This is a genomic window from Bryocella elongata, assembly GCF_900108185.1.
GTDB lineage: Bacteria > Acidobacteriota > Terriglobia > Terriglobales > Acidobacteriaceae > Granulicella > Granulicella elongata.
Genome location: NZ_FNVA01000008.1, coordinates 206842 through 225375, shown reverse-complemented (window position 1 = coordinate 225375; position 18534 = coordinate 206842). Strand labels below are relative to the sequence as shown.

12 protein-coding genes and 1 pseudogene are annotated in these 18534 nt (G+C 62.5%); 5 read left to right on the top strand and 8 right to left on the bottom strand.

What is annotated here, in order from left to right; genetic code table 11:
* Positions 1 to 169: 169 nt before the first annotated feature.
* Positions 170 to 3490: a TonB-dependent receptor gene (locus C4S68_RS20710; RefSeq protein ID WP_103935024.1), complete on the top strand. Its 3321-nt coding sequence runs from the start codon at positions 170 to 172 to the stop codon at positions 3488 to 3490.
* 81 nt (positions 3491 to 3571) lie between these two features.
* On the opposite strand, the gene C4S68_RS20705 is transcribed toward C4S68_RS20710, so the two are convergent.
* The 3 genes and pseudogenes from C4S68_RS20705 to C4S68_RS24025 all read right to left on the bottom strand — a co-directional run.
* Positions 3572 to 5278 (bottom strand): sulfatase-like hydrolase/transferase, encoded by a 1707-nt coding sequence (locus tag C4S68_RS20705; protein ID WP_103935023.1) that lies wholly within the window; start codon positions 5276 to 5278, stop codon positions 3572 to 3574.
* 78 nt (positions 5279 to 5356) lie between these two features.
* Entirely contained in the window at positions 5357 to 6196 is an 840-nt protein-coding gene (locus C4S68_RS20700) for a LacI family DNA-binding transcriptional regulator (protein WP_235011758.1), read from the bottom strand.
* Between the two features lie 51 nt (positions 6197 to 6247).
* Positions 6248 to 6376 (bottom strand): annotated as a pseudogene (locus tag C4S68_RS24025) (LacI family DNA-binding transcriptional regulator); the annotation flags it as partial.
* A gap of 147 nt (positions 6377 to 6523) precedes the next feature.
* On the opposite strand from C4S68_RS24025, the gene C4S68_RS20695 reads away from it, so the two are divergent.
* Positions 6524 to 8623 carry a glutaminase family protein gene (locus C4S68_RS20695; protein ID WP_103935021.1) on the top strand — a complete coding sequence of 700 codons (2100 nt, stop codon included), beginning with the start codon at positions 6524 to 6526 and terminating at the stop codon, positions 8621 to 8623.
* Between the two features lie 95 nt (positions 8624 to 8718).
* Here C4S68_RS20695 and C4S68_RS20690 read toward each other — a convergent pair whose 3' ends face one another.
* The 4 genes from C4S68_RS20690 to C4S68_RS20675 form a co-directional block, all read right to left on the bottom strand.
* Positions 8719 to 10182, bottom strand: a complete 1464-nt coding sequence (locus tag C4S68_RS20690; RefSeq protein ID WP_103935020.1) for a hypothetical protein — start codon at positions 10180 to 10182, stop codon at positions 8719 to 8721.
* Complete coding sequence (locus C4S68_RS20685; protein WP_103935019.1) at positions 10179 to 11111, bottom strand: ABC transporter ATP-binding protein; 933 nt, start codon at positions 11109 to 11111, stop codon at positions 10179 to 10181. Before C4S68_RS20685 ends, C4S68_RS20690 begins: the two co-directional genes overlap by 4 nt.
* Positions 11108 to 11506, bottom strand: coding sequence for a GntR family transcriptional regulator (locus C4S68_RS20680; RefSeq protein ID WP_103935018.1), 399 nt, complete (start codon positions 11504 to 11506; stop codon positions 11108 to 11110). Before C4S68_RS20680 ends, C4S68_RS20685 begins: the two co-directional genes overlap by 4 nt.
* 156 nt (positions 11507 to 11662) lie before the next feature.
* Positions 11663 to 12763: an aldose epimerase family protein gene (locus tag C4S68_RS20675; RefSeq protein ID WP_103935097.1), complete on the bottom strand. Its 1101-nt coding sequence runs from the start codon at positions 12761 to 12763 to the stop codon at positions 11663 to 11665.
* A 169-nt stretch (positions 12764 to 12932) separates the two neighbouring features.
* On the opposite strand from C4S68_RS20675, the gene C4S68_RS20670 reads away from it, so the two are divergent.
* From C4S68_RS20670 to C4S68_RS20660, 3 genes are all read left to right on the top strand, one after another.
* Positions 12933 to 13775 carry an IclR family transcriptional regulator gene (locus C4S68_RS20670; RefSeq protein ID WP_103935017.1) on the top strand — a complete coding sequence of 281 codons (843 nt, stop codon included), beginning with the start codon at positions 12933 to 12935 and terminating at the stop codon, positions 13773 to 13775.
* A 19-nt stretch (positions 13776 to 13794) separates the two neighbouring features.
* On the top strand, positions 13795 to 14469 hold the full coding sequence (locus C4S68_RS20665) for a non-canonical purine NTP pyrophosphatase (RefSeq protein WP_103935016.1): 675 nt from the start codon (positions 13795 to 13797) through the stop codon (positions 14467 to 14469).
* A 374-nt stretch (positions 14470 to 14843) separates the two neighbouring features.
* Positions 14844 to 16301, top strand: coding sequence for a M20 family peptidase (locus tag C4S68_RS20660; RefSeq protein WP_103935015.1), 1458 nt, complete (start codon positions 14844 to 14846; stop codon positions 16299 to 16301).
* Positions 16302 to 16728: 427 nt separating this feature from the next.
* Here the strand turns inward: C4S68_RS20660 and C4S68_RS20655 are convergent, their stop codons facing one another.
* Positions 16729 to 18477, bottom strand: a complete 1749-nt coding sequence (locus C4S68_RS20655) for a GH39 family glycosyl hydrolase (RefSeq protein ID WP_103935014.1) — start codon at positions 18475 to 18477, stop codon at positions 16729 to 16731.
* Between the last annotated feature and the right edge of the window lie 57 nt (positions 18478 to 18534).

Genomic DNA, 18534 nt, shown 5'->3' with positions numbered 1-18534 from the left:
CAGAAAGGCTTGTGACAATTTGCGTCTTGACAGTGCCGCGCGCTGGGAAATATGCTTCCGCCGATTTTGAAAACCATTACATTCTGTACCGGTAACGCTCCCTCTCAACTTTCAAAGCGTTCCTGAGTGCACTACACCTCGACTCGTCGAGGATTTCTGGAGGCAACTCATGAAAGTCCATTTACGTTACTGGATGCTGGCCGCTTCCCTCGCACTCGCCAGCGCACCGCTCGGCCGCGCACAAAGCGGAAGCTCTGTGGAAGGTACAGTCACAGACTCAACGGGTGCGGTCATTCCAAACGCAAACATCACTCTCACCAACACATCCAACGGCACCATCTTCAAGGCTTCGACCGATTCCCAGGGTGCATACTCCTTCCCTGCTCTTTCTCCCGGCCTCTATTCGCTCGAGGTCACCAAGGACTCCTTCGGCTCATACAAGGTAGCGAGCTTCAACCTCGTCGTCGGCCAGAAAGCCACTGAGAACGCCAAGCTCGGCGTCTCTGCTTCCGATCAGGTCGTCGTCGAAGCCAGCGGCCTCAGCAACCTCATCGACCCCAGCTCCAATGACATGGGCACCGTCATCGGACCGCAGAGCGTCGAGAACCTGCCGCTGAACAATCGCAACTTCCTACAGCTCGCCTTGCTTTCTGGAGCGGCCTTCAACAACTCCGGCGCTGCGAATAACTCCATCGCACAGACCGGCCACCCCGGCCTCTCCATCAACGTCGCAGGCAACGAGCCCGACTACACCATGTACCTGCTCAACGGCCTCGAAACCGTGGGCTCCCGCGCCGCAAATAACTCGCTGAATATCTCCACCGAAGCCATCGACCAGTTCGAAGTCCACTACGGCTTCTTCATGCCCGACCTTGGCCCCAACCCCGCCGTCGTCGACACCGTCACCAAGAGTGGTACCAACAAGTACCACGGCGAAGTTTACGAATATAACCGCAATAGCTACCTGCAGGCTCGCAACTACTTCGCCATCAGCGCCGGAGTTCCACAGCTCCCCGGCCCCTATAACCAGAACCAGTTCGGCTTCTATTTCGGCGGTCCCGTCCTTCACGACAAGCTCTTCTTCTTCACCAATTACGAAGGCTATCGTCAGATCCTTACCGCCGTATCCAACGCCGTCACACCTACTTCAGCCATGCTGGGCGGTGACTTTTCCGCACTCTCCACCCCCATCTACGATCCAACCACGTTCAACCCTGTTACCCTCCAGCGCACGCAGTTCCCCGGCAACAAGATTCCCGCCGCGCGAATCTCCAGCAGCATTCAGACCTTGCTCGGCTACTATGCAGCTGGCCCGGCTATCTCCACCTCGCAGGGCCGCTACTACGGCTCTCCCAAGACCACGCTCAACTCCGACCAGTTCACCGGCCGCATCGATTACAACCTTGGTCCAAAGCATCAGGTCTTTGCGCAGGGCACGTGGCTCAACTCGCCCTACAGCAACCCAGGCCTTTTTCCAGGACAGGGAGCATACTACCCCCTCGATACCGAGTACGTGGCTCTCGGCTGGAACTGGACCTTGAATTCGCGCATGGTCAATGAGTTCCGCGCCGGTGTCGTACGCGACGCTGTCTACGATGAAGGCGCCACCGTGCCGGGCCTCCAGCAGAAGCTCAACATCACAGGGACTGAAGATCCCAACGGCGTCCCCGGCATCAACATCTCCGGCGGCTACGCAGGCTTCGGAGCCTCCACCGGATTGCTTGGTGATATCGATAACATCTACCAGATCCACGACAGCTTCAACTGGCTCAAGGGCAACCACCAGATTAAGTTCGGCGCCATTATCCTCTACAGCCGCAACGTACAATCCAGCGCCAACGCCAACGCACGCGGTGTCTTCACCTTCAACGACACCTACACCGCGCAGCTCAACGGCACCAGCGCCTACACCGTTCAGGCCAACACCGGCAACGCCTTCGCCGACTTCCTGCTCGGTGATCTCAGCAGCGGTCAGTCCATCGGTATGCCCAAGACCCATTTCCGGTGGACCACCGCGTCGCCTTACATCGAAGACACCTGGAAGGTCTCGCCAACGCTGACCGCCAATGTCGCACTTGCCTGGTTCGGTAGCACCACCCCCAACCCCGTAGGCTCCGACAAGAACCTCATCCACAGCTTCGACTTCAACACTGGCCTCGAAACCTTCGCCGCCCTCGGACAGACCAACCCCGAGGTCTACCCCATGACCATGACCAACTGGGCGCCGCGCGTCGGCATCGCATGGTCGCCCACCGCGCTCAAGAACACCACCATCCGCGCCGGCTGGGGCCTCTACTACACCACCCAGATGGACGTGAACGCCCAGTACTCCGTCGTCAGCGAATACATCACCGTCAACAGCTCCGTCACCAACACGCAACCCAACCCCACCTATGTGCTGGGCGTCAACGCCATGCCCGCAGTCACTACCGGACAGATCACTCCCACCCAGGCGGCCAACGTCACCGGCGCCATCCAGTATCTCGGGGCCAACAACCGTACGCCATACATCTCGCAGTGGAACCTTGATGTCCAGCACAACTTCGGCACCAAGTACCTGCTTGACATCGCCTACATCGGCAACGAATCGCATCACCTCGCTCTGAACTTCGATCCCATCGACTGCTCCTCCGTCGGCTCCTACGCTTGCAATAACGCCAACAATCCCTATTACCCGAAGTATCCCTACATCCAGGAAGCCTCCAGCATTGGTTACGGCAATTACAACTCGCTGCTCGTAAAGTTCCAGCGCCAGTTCGCCGACGGCTTCAGCCTCATCACCAACTTCAACTACTCCAAGGCTCTCGCCGCCGCGCAACAGGGCTCCAACGGCACGCTCAACCAGAACCGCAGCTGCATCCGCTGCGACTATGGCCTCACCACCTCGGACGTCCCGCTCTCACTCGTCATCAGTGCTGTCGCTGAACTTCCCTTCGGCAAGAGCAAGCCCTTCCTTCACAACGTTGGTCCCGTCGTCAATGAGATCGTCGGCGGCTGGAGCATCGATGCCATCGCAACGATGCAGCGCGGTACTCCCTTCACCATCACCGCTCCCAATCGCACCGTCTGGTCTCCGGCAAACATCCACGCGGACGAAACCTGCAACGGCCACAAGGCTCTTGCGAACAAGAACGTCCGCACCAATGGCAACTTCTGGATGGCTCCTGCAGTTGCGAGCGTCTCTCCCTGCTACGCCGACCCATACCTCGATCACCCCGCAACTCCCGGCGTGATCGCCTGGTACGGCAACGCCGGCTTCGACGACGTCATCGGTCCTGGCCTCAACAACTGGGACCTTGGCGCACACAAGGCCTTCGCCATCTATCGCGATTGGAAGTTCACCCTTCGTGGTGAGTTCTTCAACGCCTTCAACCACACCCAGTTCGGCAACCCGGCCTCCGGCATCGCCTCCAACGCTACCTTCGGCCAGATCACCAGCACCTCCCACGACAACCGCATCGTCCAGATCGGTGGAACCCTCAACTTCTAACCTCAACCACGCAACAAAAGGCCCGCTGCCAACATGGCTGCGGGCCTTTTGCTTTCACTCTACTGTCTACTCTCTGCCCATCTAACTCGGCTTCGTAAACAGCTGCATATCTCCATTCATCTTCGGCAGATCGTCATACCGCGCAATCCGGAACTCCGCCCAATACCCAACCCATCGTGGATCTTTCTGCAACTCCGCACCCAGCGCTTGAATCATCTCCTTGCATACACCGGCATACTGCGGCTCATCGATCAGGTTCACCGCGTCCTCGCTGTCCAGGTCATACAGCTCATCGCAAGGCGAGCTGCAGTTGTACGCATACACATAGTGCCGTCCATCGCTCGTGCGACGTTCCAGTCCGCACGCAAAGTTCACACCCACATGCCATCCCCCGAAGAACAGCAGCCGGTTCGCGCGCTCCACGTTGCCACCCCCAATCACAGGCAGCAGCGACACGCCATCCATCATCGCTTCAGGACGAACACCCGCAACATCCAGCAGTGTCTGCGATAGGTCAAGGAGCGATACCGTGTCCTGCACCACGCGCCCCTTCGCCGCGCCCGGCACCTTGAAGATCATCGGCACGCGCAGCACGTCGGGATACAGATACACGCCCTTGTCCACCATCGCGCGCCGTCCGTTCATCTCCCCGTGATCGCTGATGAAGGCCACCACGCTCTCGTCATATAGCCCCAGCTTCGTCACCTCGCTGAGGAAGTACCCGATCACGCGATCGACCAGCTCCATCTGCAACGCATACGCCACGCGGTAGTCCACCAGCGCCTTCGCATCGTAGATGCCCCAGTACCGCCGATAGACGTTCAGGATCTCCGGCTCGTTGGCCTCGCGCTTGAAGTTGTTCTGCACCGCGCGCTCATACGATGCCGGCAGCTTCACCGCGGCACGCAGTTCCTTCTCGCGCTCCTCAAAACCTGAGGGAATCGAGAACGGCTGGTGCGGATCGAAGATATCCAGCTGCAGATATACCGGGTGCCGCGCAGCCGTGCCGTTCTCCATGTAGTTCCGCAGCGTATCCACCGCGCGCTTCGCCAGGTAGTAGCTGTAATGCGCTTCGAACGGAAACGCCTTGCCATCCTCCTGCACAATCCATCCACCAGCAGAGTTCCCAGGCGACACGCGATCCTGCTGCTTGAACACAATCTCCCGCGAGTACTTCTGCGGCTTCACGCCCAGCGATCGCTGATACGCAAGGTATCCATCATCGTCGAACACCGGGGGTGACCAGCGATCCCACGGATTGTCGTTCTCGCCAAACGCATCGAGAAACTTGTCCGATCCCACATGCGCCTTGCCCACCTGGCGCGTCTCGTATCCGCTGGCCTTCAGGTACTCCGGAAAGATCGTGTCATCGCGCCGAAGCTGCGTCTCCAGCCCTTCAGGAGCACGCTCTCCGTTGCCCTGGATGTAGCTGTAACGCCCTGTAAGATACGAAGCCCGCGAAGGCGAGCACAAGGGCACCGTGCAGAACGCATTCGCAAAAAACGTGCCATCATCCATCAACGCTCGAATCGCCGGCAGCTGCACATGGCGCGAGAACGAACGCTCAGGATGATAGAGGTCCGGGCCAACCATGTCGGCGCAGATCAGGAAGATATTCGGCGCGCGGCCCTGCCGTGTCCGCTCAAACGGTGCAGTGCCCCGTCGCTGATCCACGAAGGCCTCTTGCCCCCGCGTCTGTGCTGCTGCATAGGCTGGTGCAGCCGCACTGGCGGCGCTCCCACTGATTGTTGCCCCGGCTGCGAGTTCAAGGAAGCGTCGGCGGTCCATTACCACTCTCCGGGCACCACCATACGCGAGGAGAGCATTTCATGTAAAGGTTTACAACGGGGACCTTTCCCTCCGCCACTACCGCTTCAGCTTCCCCTTGCTCCCACCCACCGGCGCCGTCGACGAACGCACCACAAGATGCGGCAATATCACCGATGCATGAGCCTGCGGCATATCTTCCCGCCCCGCCTGCAGCGCATAAAACGCCCGGCTCGCAATCTCCTGGCGCGACAGATGAAGGCTCGTCAGCGCAGGCTGCACCGCCTCGCACAGAAACAGGTCGTCGAAGCCAATCAGCGACAGCGCATCCGGGATACGAACGCCGAGCTGGCTCGCTCCCTGCAACACACCCACCGCCATCATGTCGTTCGAGCAGATCAGCGCCGTCGGGGGCTTCGCCATCGAGAACAACTGCTGCGCCACCAGGCGTCCCCCTGCAATCTTGTGGTCGCCTTCAAACACCCATGGCTCTTCCTTGTCCATGCCACACGCGCGCATCGCCGCAAGGAACGCCTTGCGACGCCGTGTCGCGGAACTCAACGTCGGGGGCCCCGACAGGAACGCGATCCGCGAGTGTCCCAGCATCCGCAGATGGTCCACCGCATCGCGAAACCCCTTCACGTAATCCACCGTGATGTTCGGATAGTTCCCGATCACCGTGGGCTGGTTCAGAAATACCACCGGCGTGTTCGTCGCCCGCAGCCGGTCAATGCCCTCCCGGCTCAGCTCCGAGGTCAGTATCGCTATCCCATCCACGCCGCGCTCCAGCAGCCGCCGCACACCGTTCGAGAATCGCTCTTCGCTGTACCCCGTGTTCACGAACGTTACGTCGATCCCATGTTGCCCAGCGAGCGACTCAAAGTGCTCGATCAGATCCGGGAAGAATGGATTGCGCACATCCGAGATCAGCAGACCCATCAGGTTGCTTCTGCCCGACCGCAAACTCCGTGCCGAATTATTCGGAACATAGTTCAGCTCCGCGATCGCCGTGCGCACGCGCTCCGCGGTAGCCGCGCGCACCTTCGGGGACGCGTTCAGAACCCGGGAAACCGTGGCCGTTGAAACGCCTGCTTTTCGTGCAACCGCAAGAATATCCATGCTTCTTCTCGGGAGTATAGCCCTTAGAAAGGACAGGGGTTCTAGTCCCCGGTAGTCCATTTGTACTGATTGACAACGCGGCGACCGTTGTGACACCGTTTCGCCAGCAACAAATGTAATCCTTTGCAACTTCCGGGACAAAAAGTCATGACGCGTCGCCTGTGCCAAGCCGCTCCTTTCGTACTCTCCTGCCTCCTGTTCGCTTGCCCTGTCCTCGCGCAGCAGGCAGCGCCGCACCGTCCTCCAGCCGTCCCCCTCTTCGCCAATGATCCTTTCTTCAGCGTCTGGTCTATGAGCGACAAACTCACCGACACCGTCACGAAGCATTGGACCGAAGCTCCGCAGCCAATGACGGGCCTCGCGCGCATTGATGGCCACGTCTATCGCTGGATGGGTCCCGGCACGCGTCGCCGTGCGATCTCCGCCGACGACGCCATGCAGCAGGTCTCACTCGAGGTCACCCCGCTGCACTCGCGCTATCGCTTCGCCGCCGCAGGCATCGAGCTCCGCGTCAGCTTCTTCACGCCACTGCTCCCCGGCGACCTCGACGTCCTCTCCCGCCCCGTCTCCTACCTCACCTGGCAGGCCGTCGCCACCGACGGCAAGCAGCACGACGTCCAGCTCCTCCTCGACGTCGATCCCGTCATCGCCGTCAACGACGCCTCCGAGCAGGTCACCTGGTCCCGCAACCACACCCACGGCCTCACGGTGCTCTCCGTCGGCTCACGCGACCAGAACTACCTCAATCGCTCTGGCGATCGCGTCCGCGCTGACTGGGGCTACTTCCACCTCGCAGTCCCCGACGGCAACATGGCCTCCACCGAGCTATCCTCCGACGCTCTGCATCAGTTCGTCACCAATGGCCATCTCGACGACGCCGACGAGCTCTCCATGCCCAAACCCGCCGGCAGCTCCTCCGGCAGCGCAGCCCATCTCGCCGTCGAGATCCCCCTCGGCTCCGTCGGCACACAGCCCGTCACGCGCCACATCATTGCCGCCTACACCGAGACCTTCGCCATCGAGTACCTCGGCCGCCGCCTCCGCGAGTACTGGCAGCGCAACGGCATGACCGAGTCCGACATGCTCGGCCTCGCCGAGACCCAGCTGCCCTCGCTCGAAGCCAAAGCGGACGCCTTCGACCAGCAGGAGACCGCCGCCATGCGCAGGCTCGGTGGCGACGATTACGCCTACCTCACCTCTCTCGTCTTCCGCCAGACCATCGCCGCCCACAAACTCGTCGCCGACGTCGACGGCACACCCATGCTCTTCTCCAAGGAGAACGACTCCAACGGCTGCATCGACACCGTCGACGTCACCTACCCCTCGTCGCCCTTCTTCCTGCTCTTCAACCCCACGCTGCTCGAAGCCCAGCTCGAACCCCTCATGCGCTACGCCGCGATGGATCGCTGGAAGTTCCCCTTCGCCCCGCACGACCTCGGCACGTATCCTCTAGCCAACGGCCAGGTCTACGGCGGCGGCGAGAAGGACGAAGAGAACCAGATGCCGGTCGAAGAGTCCGGCAACCTCCTCATCATGATCGACGCGTTAGGCCGCGCCCAGGGCAGCTACGCCTTCGCGAAGAAGTACATGCCCCAGCTCACCCGCTGGGCCGACTTCCTCGCCGCCAAGGGCCTGGATCCGGACAACCAGCTAAGCACCGATGACTTCGCCGGCCACCTCGCCCACAACACCAACCTCTCCATCAAGGCCATCGAAGCCCTCGGCGCCTTCGTGCAGATCGCCCGCGGCGTCGGCGACAACGACCTCGCCGCGAAGTTCCAGCACATCGTCCAGCCCATGCCAGCCCAGTGGCAGAAGATGGCCGACGACGGCGACCACTTCCGTCTCGCCTTCGACCAGCCAAACACCTGGAGCCAGAAATACAACCTCGTCTGGGACGACTTACTCGACCTACACCTCTTTCCCGCCTCCGTCGCGAAGAAGGACTGGGCCTTTTACTCCACCAAGTTGCAGATCTACGGCCTTCCCCTCGACGAGCGTAAGAACTTCACCAAGCTCGACTGGGAGGTATGGACCGCAACCCTCGGCGACCAGGCCCAGTCCGCAGACCTCATCCACCGCCTCATCGTCTGGGCCGACGCCACAACCTCCCGCGTCCCCACCACCGACTGGTACAACACCGACGACGGCAAACAACGCGGCTTCCAGGCACGAAGCGTCGTCGGCGGCATCTTCATCAAGGCCCTCGCCGACCCCGCCATCGTCAAAGAGTTCCGCACCAGGTAGCTCGCTTCGACCAGCACAACACCCGGTAGCCATATTTCGAAGAGAGTGGCTACCGGAATGTCTTAGGATCGACACCAAATCTGCGGCCTCAAAGATCAGGGCCGCGCCCCGCCCGGCTCATCGACCGCACGGTAATCACTCAGCCTCACGCCCGGAGCATCGACCGCCACGCGAAACCTCTGCGGCGAACCATACTCCGTGAAGCGAAGCGCATCCCCCGCGCACACCCGGCCGCCAAGCGATAACGTCTCGTTCACCACCGGGTCATACGTGGTCCCCTGCGGTATCTCCAGCAGCCACGCTCCCACATGCATCGGCTTGCCCGCCACATTGCATCCCAACGACCCCGTCACCGCTTCCACATGGGTCGGCGTCCACGCTTGGTACGCGAAGCGGCAAACCACCTTCCCACGGGACAGGATGCAGTTGCCTCCCATTGGCCCTGCGAACCGCTCCTCCACCGTCACCTGCTTCATCTCGCTAACATTCAGCTCCTCCGCGATCAGCTCAAGGTGCAGCGTCAAATCCGTTCCCGCAACGCGGTCATAAATGTCCTTCGGCAGCGGAAAGCCAATCGCACTCTCGCTCACGCTCGCGTTCTGCCACGGCCCTGCATAGCGGACGCCGCCCGCTTCGAACGCCACTGCCACATTCGGCCGATGGATCCTTGCATCCGCAGGTAGCCCCTCCAATCGGATCGGCAACTTCACCTCGACGAAGTTCCGCAAAAACTGCAGGTCTTCCCCACGCTCTTCATACGGCACCGGCCCCCCGAACACCGCACGCAGGCCGCCGCCAGGCGTTGCATATTGGCTCCGTATCAGCTCCTCGACGGGCGCACCGAATCCTTGCCGGTCGTAGCCAAAGCTCACCACCAGCAGCAGCGCCAGCGTCGCCACCATCGCCACGCGGCACTGCATCGTACGTCGTCGCGCGTACTGGTAAGCGAGCATCGCCATCACCAGCACGCTGAACACCCCGCCATACACCACCACCTCAAACGGCGGAGACATCCGCGACAACGTGCCAGTCAGAGCAAACTGCTCGAATCCCGCGAACGCCACCAGCAACCCGGCCAGGAACACAAATGCCATCGCCAGTGTCTCGGTTACAGCGGCAACCAACATCATCGGCAGACAAGGAAGCAGCAGGAACCTTAGCAGCGACACCACCACGCGCATCTTCACAGCCCAGGGATGCAGACCTGCCGCCTCCAGCAGCCGCGCCTGCATCAGCACCAGGGGCAGCTCCACGCACGCCACCACAAACAGCAGCTTCGCTCCCAGCAGCGTTCGCCAGTCATACGGCCGCGTAATCCAGAACTGCTCCTCTCCCACCAGCCGGTCTGCATGAACAACGCTCGTGATCAGCACAAACTGCGAGGCGATCAGCAGCAACTTCAGCAACGTCACGAAGATCGCCAGAAAGCTGTTCGACGCGCTCCCCGGCCACGTCTGCGGAACCCCCCATCCATACATCGCCAGCAGCAGCGCATACGCGCTCAGCTGCGGCCACAGCTGCCGCACATCCTTCCAGACGATCAACCGGAGCTGCGTCATGCGCGCCCTCTCTCTTCCGCGCGAGGAGCCTTGTTGAGCGCCAGAAAGATCGTCCGCAGGCTCATCGGCTCCGACTGCACCTGCACCGCGTCCGGCATCAGCGCGCGGATCGCGCCCTCATGGTCCTCGACATGCACCCGCAGGTCCACGAACCGCAGCATCGCCCCGCTGGACTCCGCCGCAACACAACCCTCCGGCAGCTTCGCCCGCACGCTCGCGGCTACGTCGCCCTCAAACGTCACCGTCACCTCCCGGCAGCGCGTCAACAACGCATCGATCGGCTGCGCAAACAGCAGCGTGCCTCGCTGCAAGAAGCCCACGTGCGTAGCAAACGACTCCATCTCGTCCAGGTCATGCGAAGAGATCACAATGGTCGTCGCCCTCGCAGGGTCCTCCGTGTGCGTACGGTCCAGGAGCGCCTGAATCAGCTCCGTGCGCACCGCCGGGTCCAGACCGGAGAACGGCTCATCCATCAGCAGCAGCTCAGGACCGAACGCCAGCACGCTCGCCAGCGCGGCCTTCATCCTCATACCGCGCGAAAGCTCCCTGATCTTCCGCTCCGCAGGCAGATCAAGTTCCTCCAGCAGCCCCGCATCGTCCCATCGCGGATACATCGGTCGCAGGTGCGCCATCAACGCGCCCACCGTCATCCACTCCGGCATCTCCTGGCTCTCCGACACGTACCCGATGCGCGTGAACGCTTCGCCCCGCAGCTGGCTCGTCGGCATCCCCAGCACGTTCGCATGGCCTTCGCTCGGTTGCACAATATTCAGCAGCAGCTTCATCAACATGCTCTTGCCCGCGCCATTGTGACCGATCAACGCAAAGATCGCTCCCCGCGGCACTGTCAGATCCAGCGGAGCCAGAACCGTCGTCGCGCCGAACCGCTTCGCAAGCTGCCGTACCTCAATCGCAGCAGGTGCCGTCATCGGTACGTCCCCTCCACGCTCGACAACCGCTGCCAGTGCTTGTCGATCGCCGCCAGCACGTCGTCCCGCGAAATCGAAAGCCGCTTCGCCTCCACCACGAGCTCTTCAATGCTGCGGTTCAACAACGCCGCCCGCTCACTCGAACTCGAGCCCGGCCGCTTCGCCACCACGGTGCCAATCCCGGGACGAGACTCCAGCAGCCCATCGTTCAGCAGCTGCGCCACCACCTTCTGCGCCGTATTCGGGTTGATCTTCAGTTCACGCGAAAGCACGCGCACGGAGGGAAATGGATCACCCTGCCGCATCTGTCCCGCCACAATCGCTCGCGTCGCAGCATAGACCGCCTGCTCGTAGATAGGAACCCCGGGTTGCACCGTCAATCGAAATGGGATCATGTGTACTAGCACGCATAGTACACATGGCACACTCCCGGGTCAATCCTCTTTCCTGCCACACCGTCTTCACCGCAAGAAGAAGGGCCGGCAAACGCCGACCCTCCCACTGCCCTACTCTTAGCTATTCGCTATTCCGCTATTCGCTGCCTCTAGCCGTCACTTAGCCACCCCAAACGTAAAGATCGTGGTCGACCGCATCACCTGTCCCGGCTTCAGCTCCGTCGACGGAAACGCAGGATGATTCGGCGAGTCCGGAAAGTGCTGCGTCTCCAGGCAGAACCCATCATGCTTCACGTACGGCTTGCCGCCAACCCCAGTCGCGCTGCCATCCAGGAAGTTGCCCGAGTAGAACTGCACCCCCGGCTCCGTCGTCGTCACCGTCAGCGTGCGTCCGCTCTTCGGGTCTTCGACCTTCGCTGCAACATGCAACTCCTTGCCGCCATTCAGCACAAAGTTGTGGTCATAGCCACCCGCAATCTTCAGCTGCTCGTCATTCGCCTCAATGCGCGCTCCAATCGCTGTCGGCTTCAGAAAATCGAACGGCGTGCCCTTCACCGAAGGCAGCTTGCCCGTTGGAATCAGCCCCGCGTCCACCGGCGTATACCGGTCCGCGTTGATCATGATCTTCTCGCCAAGAATATCGCCGGAACCCTCGCCGCCAAGATTGAAGTAGCTGTGGTTCGTCAGGTTCAGAACCGTATCCTTGTCCGTCGTCGCACTGTACTCGATGTGCAAGCTCCTGCCCTCCAGCGTGTACTTCACATGTGCCGTCAACGTGCCCGGAAACCCCATCTCGCCATCTGCGCTCACGTAGGTCAGCTCCACCCCGTCCGCCAGCGTCTTGCTGCTCCACACCTTGCGATCGAAGCCCACCGTTCCGCCATGCAGAGCGTTGCCATTGTTGTTCGTCGGGATCTGGTAGGTCTTTCCGTCGAGCGTGAATACACCCTTCGCGATCCGGTTGCCATAGCGACCCACCACCGCGCCCAGGTACGCCTTCTTCTCCGCGAGGTAGCCATCCAAATCCTTGTAGCCCAGCACCACGTCGGCCTTCTTGCCTGCACGGTCCGGTGCCTCGATGCTCACAATGTGCGCGCCGAAGTTGGTGATCGTCACCGTCAAATCGCCATCGGTCACCGTGTACAGCTCTACGGCCTTGCCATCGGGGCCCGTGCCCCAGTCCTTCGACGTCACGGCGGCATGCACACTGGTTGCGGCCAGCAGCGCCAACGCTGCCAGAGTTCCAATCTTCGTCATCTCGTCCTTCATCCTCCGTGCCGGTTCATCCGTCCCTGGCCGCCGCATCGCCTTTCGCTGCCGTCCGGATGTAATCGTATTCCCAGCGGGATCATACCTGCTCTCATGCGACGCTGGCAGTCCCAAACCGCTGTACTTCCCGCCCCAGCTTCGGTACGTTGATACCACGATGTCAGCCGCCCGTACGAAGGCCACCGCAAGACGCAACACCGCCACCAGCAACGCCCCGTCCCCCGACCTCAACGACGTCTCAAGCGACGGCCGAACCAACTACTCCACACCCGCCCTCGAAAAGGGGCTCGACGTCCTCGAGCTCCTCGCCCGACAGCGCGACGGCCTCACCAAGAGCGAGATCGCCCGCCGTCTCGACCGCACCATCTCCGAGATCTTCCGCATGCTCGTCACACTCGAGCGCCGCGGCTACATCGCCATCGTCGATGGCGAACGCTACGCCCTCACCCTCCAGCTATTTCGCCTCGTGCAGGAGCATCCGCCCACCGAGCGTCTCCTCGCCGACGCCCTTCCTGTCATCGAGCGCCTCGCCCACGACGCACAGCAGTCCTGCCATCTTGGCGTCGTCGAAGACGCCCGCGTCGTCATCCTCGCGCAGGTCAACCCACCCACCCCCGTCGGCTTCTACGTCAAACCCGGCTCCGCCATCGACCTCATGGAGGCCGCATCCGGCTACGTCATCCTCGCCCACATGGAGCAGGCTGCCCTCCAGCGCACCCTTGCCGAGTGGACCCGCCAGACCGGCAGCAAACCGCCGCGCGACCTCGCCCAGCACCTCACGCGCATTCGCAAGGCTGGCTTCGAAAAGCGCGACAGCTACCAGGTCAAAGGTGTCGTCAACATCAGCTTCCCCGTCCTCGACAGCCGAAACTCCGCGATCGGTGCTCTGACCATTCCCTACATCCAGCAGAAGGACGCCGCTACCCCGCTCGCCAAAGTCATCGACCTTTCCCGCGACGCTGCCGCTGAAATCACCCGCGCCATAGGTGGACACGCATGAGCTCCGGAGTCAACGCCGCATGATCCTCTACGCTGCTACCTCCAACCCCGGCAAGCTCCGCGAGTTCTCCACGTCAGCCTCTTCCGCCGGCATCGACGTCCTCCCCCTCCCTGGCCTCAAAGACATCCCCGAGCCCGTCGAAGACGCGCCCACCTTCATGGGCAACGCCGAACTTAAAGCCGTCGCCTGCTCCCTCGCCGCTCCCGGCCTCTTCGTCTTCGCCGACGACTCCGGCCTCGAAGTCGACGCCCTCCACGGCGAACCCGGAGTCCGCTCCGCCCGCTACGCCGACGACGCCGGCTATCTTGCTCCCACCAATTCGGGTGCCCCACGTCTCTCTTCTGAGACGTGGGCTTCCGCTGAACCACCCCTCTCCAAGGACCAGCGCAACAACGCCCTCCTCCTCGAACGCCTCCGCGCCCTCCCCGCCAACACCCCCCGCACTGCAAAATTCGTCTGCGCTCTCGCACTCGCCCGCGACGGCCACGTCCTCCTCCGCGCTACCAGCGCCGTCGACGGCGAAATCCTCGACGCGCCCCGCGGCACCAACGGCTTTGGCTACGATCCCCTCTTCCTGATCCCCTCGCTATACCTCACCACCGCAGAACTCCCCGCCGACAAGAAGTGGTCCCTGAGCCACCGTGGCCGCGCCTTCCGCAGCCTCCTCGCCGAAATCGCCGCCTTCGGCCTCTGACTCCTCCACTCGCTCCTGGCTCTTACCTGGACACCTCACACCTCTACAGCGAACAAGCACCCGCACACACTCCAGCCCCCGCCACTCGCTCCTGGCTCCTACCTGAACACCTCGCACCTCTACAGCTCCGGAGCCCCAGCACCTGCAGGTCACCCACAATCCGCGAACCCACATCTCGAAGAGATGTGGGTTCGCGGGATGCTAAAGCTCCCCCGCACCGTGCTACTCTCACCCAAAGCCCTGCCTTACCTGAACTCCAACTGACCTCCTGCCCTCAATCGGCAGAGGTGCCTTCGCTTACCCGCGAAGCTCCAGCCTGCAGCACAGCATCAGCACCACCGCAACCGCGGCCCAGCGCCGCCCGGAGAATCCCATTGAAGCGTCTGCTCGCGCTGTTCTTCGTCGCCGTCCTCGTCCTCGCCGCTATCCTGGTCGTACGTACCGTGCGCCTCAAGCCCGAACAGGCCTCCGTGCCGCCCGCCACGCTGATCACTGTCGACGCCGGCGCCGTCGACCGCTTCGCCTCCGCCGTCAAAATCCAGACCGTCTCCAACTTCGGCCAGCCCATCGACGCCGACGCCATGACGGCCTTCCGCGACCTCCTCGCCACCAGCTTCCCCCACGTCCACGCCGCCATGACCCACGAGGTCCTCCCCTCCGGCTCGCTCCTCTTCACCTGGAAGGGCAAAGACCCCTCAGCCGAGCCCGTCATCCTCATGGGCCACATGGACGTCGTCCCCGTCGAGCAGTCCACCCTCGACCACTGGAAGCACCAGCCCTTCTCCGGCGACGTCGCCGAAGGCTCCATCTGGGGCCGCGGCACCCTCGACGACAAGGCCGCCGTCCTCTCCACCCTCGAAGCCGCCGAAACCCTCCTCGCGCAGGGCTTCACCCCCGCCCGCACCATCGTCCTCGCCTTCGGCGACGACGAAGAAAACGGCGGCTCGCAGGGCGCCTCCGGCATCGTCAAGGAGCTCGCCGCCCGCGGCGTCCACGCCCACTTCGTCGTCGACGAAGGCGGAGCCGTCGTCACCGGCATGCTCGCCGGCCTCGACCGTCCCCTCGCCGTCATTGGCGTCTCGGAGAAGGGCTACCTGAGCCTCAAGCTCAGCACCACCGGCACCGGCGGCCACTCGTCTGAGCCCCCCGCCCACACCGCCATCGGCGAACTCGCCCTCGGGATCACCCGCCTCGAGGCCAATCCCTTCCCCGGCGGTCTTCCCGAACCCTCCGTCAAGCAGTTCGAGGCCCTCGCGCCCTGGATGCCGTTCAGCAAGAGGCTCGCCCTGGCCAACCTCTGGCTCTTCAAGCCACTCATCGTCTCCTCAGGCCTCAAGGATCCAAAGATGGCCGGCGGCTACCACACCACCACCGCCGTGGACATGGTCACCGGCGGGACAAAAGATAACGTGTTGCCCACCACCGCCTCCGCCGTCGTCAACTTCCGCATACTGCCCGGCGAAACCACCGACTCCGTCATCGCCGCCGTCCGCGAAAAACTCAACGACCCCGGCATCAAGGTCGAGGTCACCGCCGCCGGCTCCGCACGCAATCCCAGCCCCGTCTCCCCCACCACCTCCGAAGGCTTCAACGATCTCCAGACCACCATCCACCAGCTCTATCCCACCGCCGTCGTCTCGCCCTACATGGTCCAGGCCGCCACCGACGCCAGCTACTACTACGCCATCAGCCCCAACGTGTATCGCTTCGCGCCGCTCGAAATCACCCCCGCCGGCATGACCATGGCCCACGGCTTCAACGAACACATCGGCGTCGACAACTACCGCCACATGGTCCAGTTCGAAGCCCAGCTCATCCAGTCCGTGAAGTAGCAGACCGTCAGCTCAAACGCGGCGAAGATGTGTCATCTCTACCGAAGCAGGACAGCTTTTTCGTCCTGCGCAGTGGAGAGACCCGCTTCTTTGCGTCGCGCACTCCGGGTGCCCCACATCTCGCCTTTGAGATGTGGGTTCGCAGGATCTGTCAGGACCACCACCACACCCGTCGTCCTGAGCGAAGCGGGTTGCAGCGAAGCCGCGATCCACGCAGTCGAAGGACCCCAACGCTCACCAACTAACCACAACAGCCCATGACACCCTCACAAACCGACAAGCGGCTCTCCACCTTCTGCTGGTCCACCCCGACGCCACCCGCTACCTCGCCATCGACGAAAACCAGACGAAAGACCCTGACCAAGCCCATCCTCACCGCTCATCGCTACCGCCCTCATAGCTCAACAGAACCCGCTCGCACCGGTACTTACCTCACTCCTCGCACCTCTACAGCTTTCGCCCTCACTTCCCCCACCCAGCTCAGCCGAAGCAACGAGACCGACTCCCCTGTCACATCCTCCGGGATCTCCACCTCTCCGTCCCTGACCTCCAGCCATCGCGGCGATCCCACCATCGCCAACTGTCCCGCCGCCTTCAACTTCATCCGCTGCTCCGAGTCAGGCTGCGGCGGAGACCCCATCCCTAACCATTCCGTGTACGCATTGCTATGCGTCCCGTCGATCCGAAACGCCTCCACCAGCACGCGCTTTACGCCCGCAGGAATTCCCTTCACCCCAACAACGGTCCTCGCGCCAGGCCCCGCAACAGTCTCATCCCGGTAGTTCCACACCAAAACCTCGGCCGAGTCGCGATCCCGCGTCGCCAGCGCATCCACGTCCGCCGCACCCCGCACTCCGCTCGCGACCATCGTATCCAGCGCCACCGCACCCGAGCTCGTCACCGCCACCCGCTCGCCGCCCATCATCCCCAGCATCCGGAACAAATTCAGGATCGGCTTGTCGATGCCATTCGTCGCCAGATCCCGAAATCCCTCGAAGTACTCCTTGTCCTCGAACTCGAAGCTCCAGCTCAGCATCGAGATCAGGTTCGTCCCATGCCGTGCGTTCAGGTCCAGCAGCGCCTTGTAAGCCGCCGCCGTATACGCCGGATACAGCGTCCCATTCCGATAGTTGTTCGCCGGGTTCACCCGCGAGCTGCACGCCGCGCACCCCTCCGGGTCCGCCTCGCTCAGGATGATCGGCAGCCCCTTGAACCTCGAGTAGCTCGCAATCAGGCCAAACCCCGCGTCCACGTCCTTCAGCTCCCGATCGATCCCCATCGTTACCGCAGCGCCCTGAATCGCCGGCGATCCCTTCGCATGGAAGCTGATGAAGTCCAGCGGCACTTTGCCTCCACCCGCATCGCTCTTCCCACCCTGCACGTGGTCCAGAAACGCCTTCAGGAATCCCCGCGCCTTCTCGCTCCGCGGACTCGTCGTCGCCGGCCCTCCCACGCGCGCCCCCGGCAGCGCCGCCCGCACGCCCGCGACCGCATGGTCATACAGCTTGAAGTAGTCCTCCATCGACCCATGCCAATAGTCAATATCCGGCTCGTTCCACACCTCGAAGTACCACCCCAGCACCTCGTCGCGCCCATACCGTTCCACCAGATGCGCCGTCACCACGCGGCAAAGCTCTTCCCACTTCGCATAGTCCTTCGGAGGATTGTTCGACGCCCCCGACACGGTCGACGCCGGGTAGTGCACCTGGTACGGCTCATGCCGGTTCGGCAGCACCGCAGCCAGGTCCTTCGGCATGAACCCCAGCTCCACCATCGGCTTCACCCCCGCCGCCTTCCACGCGTCGAAGATCCCATCCAGCAGCGTGAAGTCGTAATGCGGCCGCCCCTGCGCATCCTCCGTATACACATTCGTCGAGCTGAACTTCAGCTCGGCCCTCCCATCGCCCGAAGTCAACAGATGATGCGCCCGGATGTACACCGGCGCCGGAGTCAGGTCATGCAACTCACCCAGCAGCGCCCGGCCGTCCTTCATCGTCGTGTAGTTCGCCTCGTCATACCCAAACCACGCATACGCCGGCTTGAACGCCCCCTGCTTCGCGTCCAGATCCACCGCGATCCGAACCGGCTCCGCCCCAACCGGCTTCTGAGCTGCAATCGACAGACCACTGGCAACAACCGACGTCACGACCGAACACACCACCAAAAGATTTCGCATAAGAGACTCGACCGCAATCTAGCAGAACCGCAACCTCGGGCGTCACCACGAATCCGG

Excerpts from the sequence above, each read along its gene's own strand:
- C4S68_RS20710 (WP_103935024.1), top strand. The coding sequence starts at position 170 with ATGAAAGTCCATTTACGTTACTGGATGCTGGCCGCTTCCCTCGCACTC.
- C4S68_RS20705 (WP_103935023.1), bottom strand. The coding sequence starts at position 5,278 with ATGGACCGCCGACGCTTCCTTGAACTCGCAGCCGGGGCAACAATCAGT.
- C4S68_RS20700 (WP_235011758.1), bottom strand. The coding sequence starts at position 6,196 with ATGGGTCTGCTGATCTCGGATGTGCGCAATCCATTCTTCCCGGATCTG.
- C4S68_RS20695 (WP_103935021.1), top strand. The coding sequence starts at position 6,524 with ATGACGCGTCGCCTGTGCCAAGCCGCTCCTTTCGTACTCTCCTGCCTC.
- C4S68_RS20690 (WP_103935020.1), bottom strand. The coding sequence starts at position 10,182 with ATGACGCAGCTCCGGTTGATCGTCTGGAAGGATGTGCGGCAGCTGTGG.
- C4S68_RS20685 (WP_103935019.1), bottom strand. The coding sequence starts at position 11,111 with ATGACGGCACCTGCTGCGATTGAGGTACGGCAGCTTGCGAAGCGGTTC.
- C4S68_RS20680 (WP_103935018.1), bottom strand. The coding sequence starts at position 11,506 with ATGATCCCATTTCGATTGACGGTGCAACCCGGGGTTCCTATCTACGAG.
- C4S68_RS20675 (WP_103935097.1), bottom strand. The coding sequence starts at position 12,763 with ATGACGAAGATTGGAACTCTGGCAGCGTTGGCGCTGCTGGCCGCAACC.
- C4S68_RS20670 (WP_103935017.1), top strand. The coding sequence starts at position 12,933 with ATGTCAGCCGCCCGTACGAAGGCCACCGCAAGACGCAACACCGCCACC.
- C4S68_RS20665 (WP_103935016.1), top strand. The coding sequence starts at position 13,795 with ATGATCCTCTACGCTGCTACCTCCAACCCCGGCAAGCTCCGCGAGTTC.
- C4S68_RS20655 (WP_103935014.1), bottom strand. The coding sequence starts at position 18,477 with ATGCGAAATCTTTTGGTGGTGTGTTCGGTCGTGACGTCGGTTGTTGCC.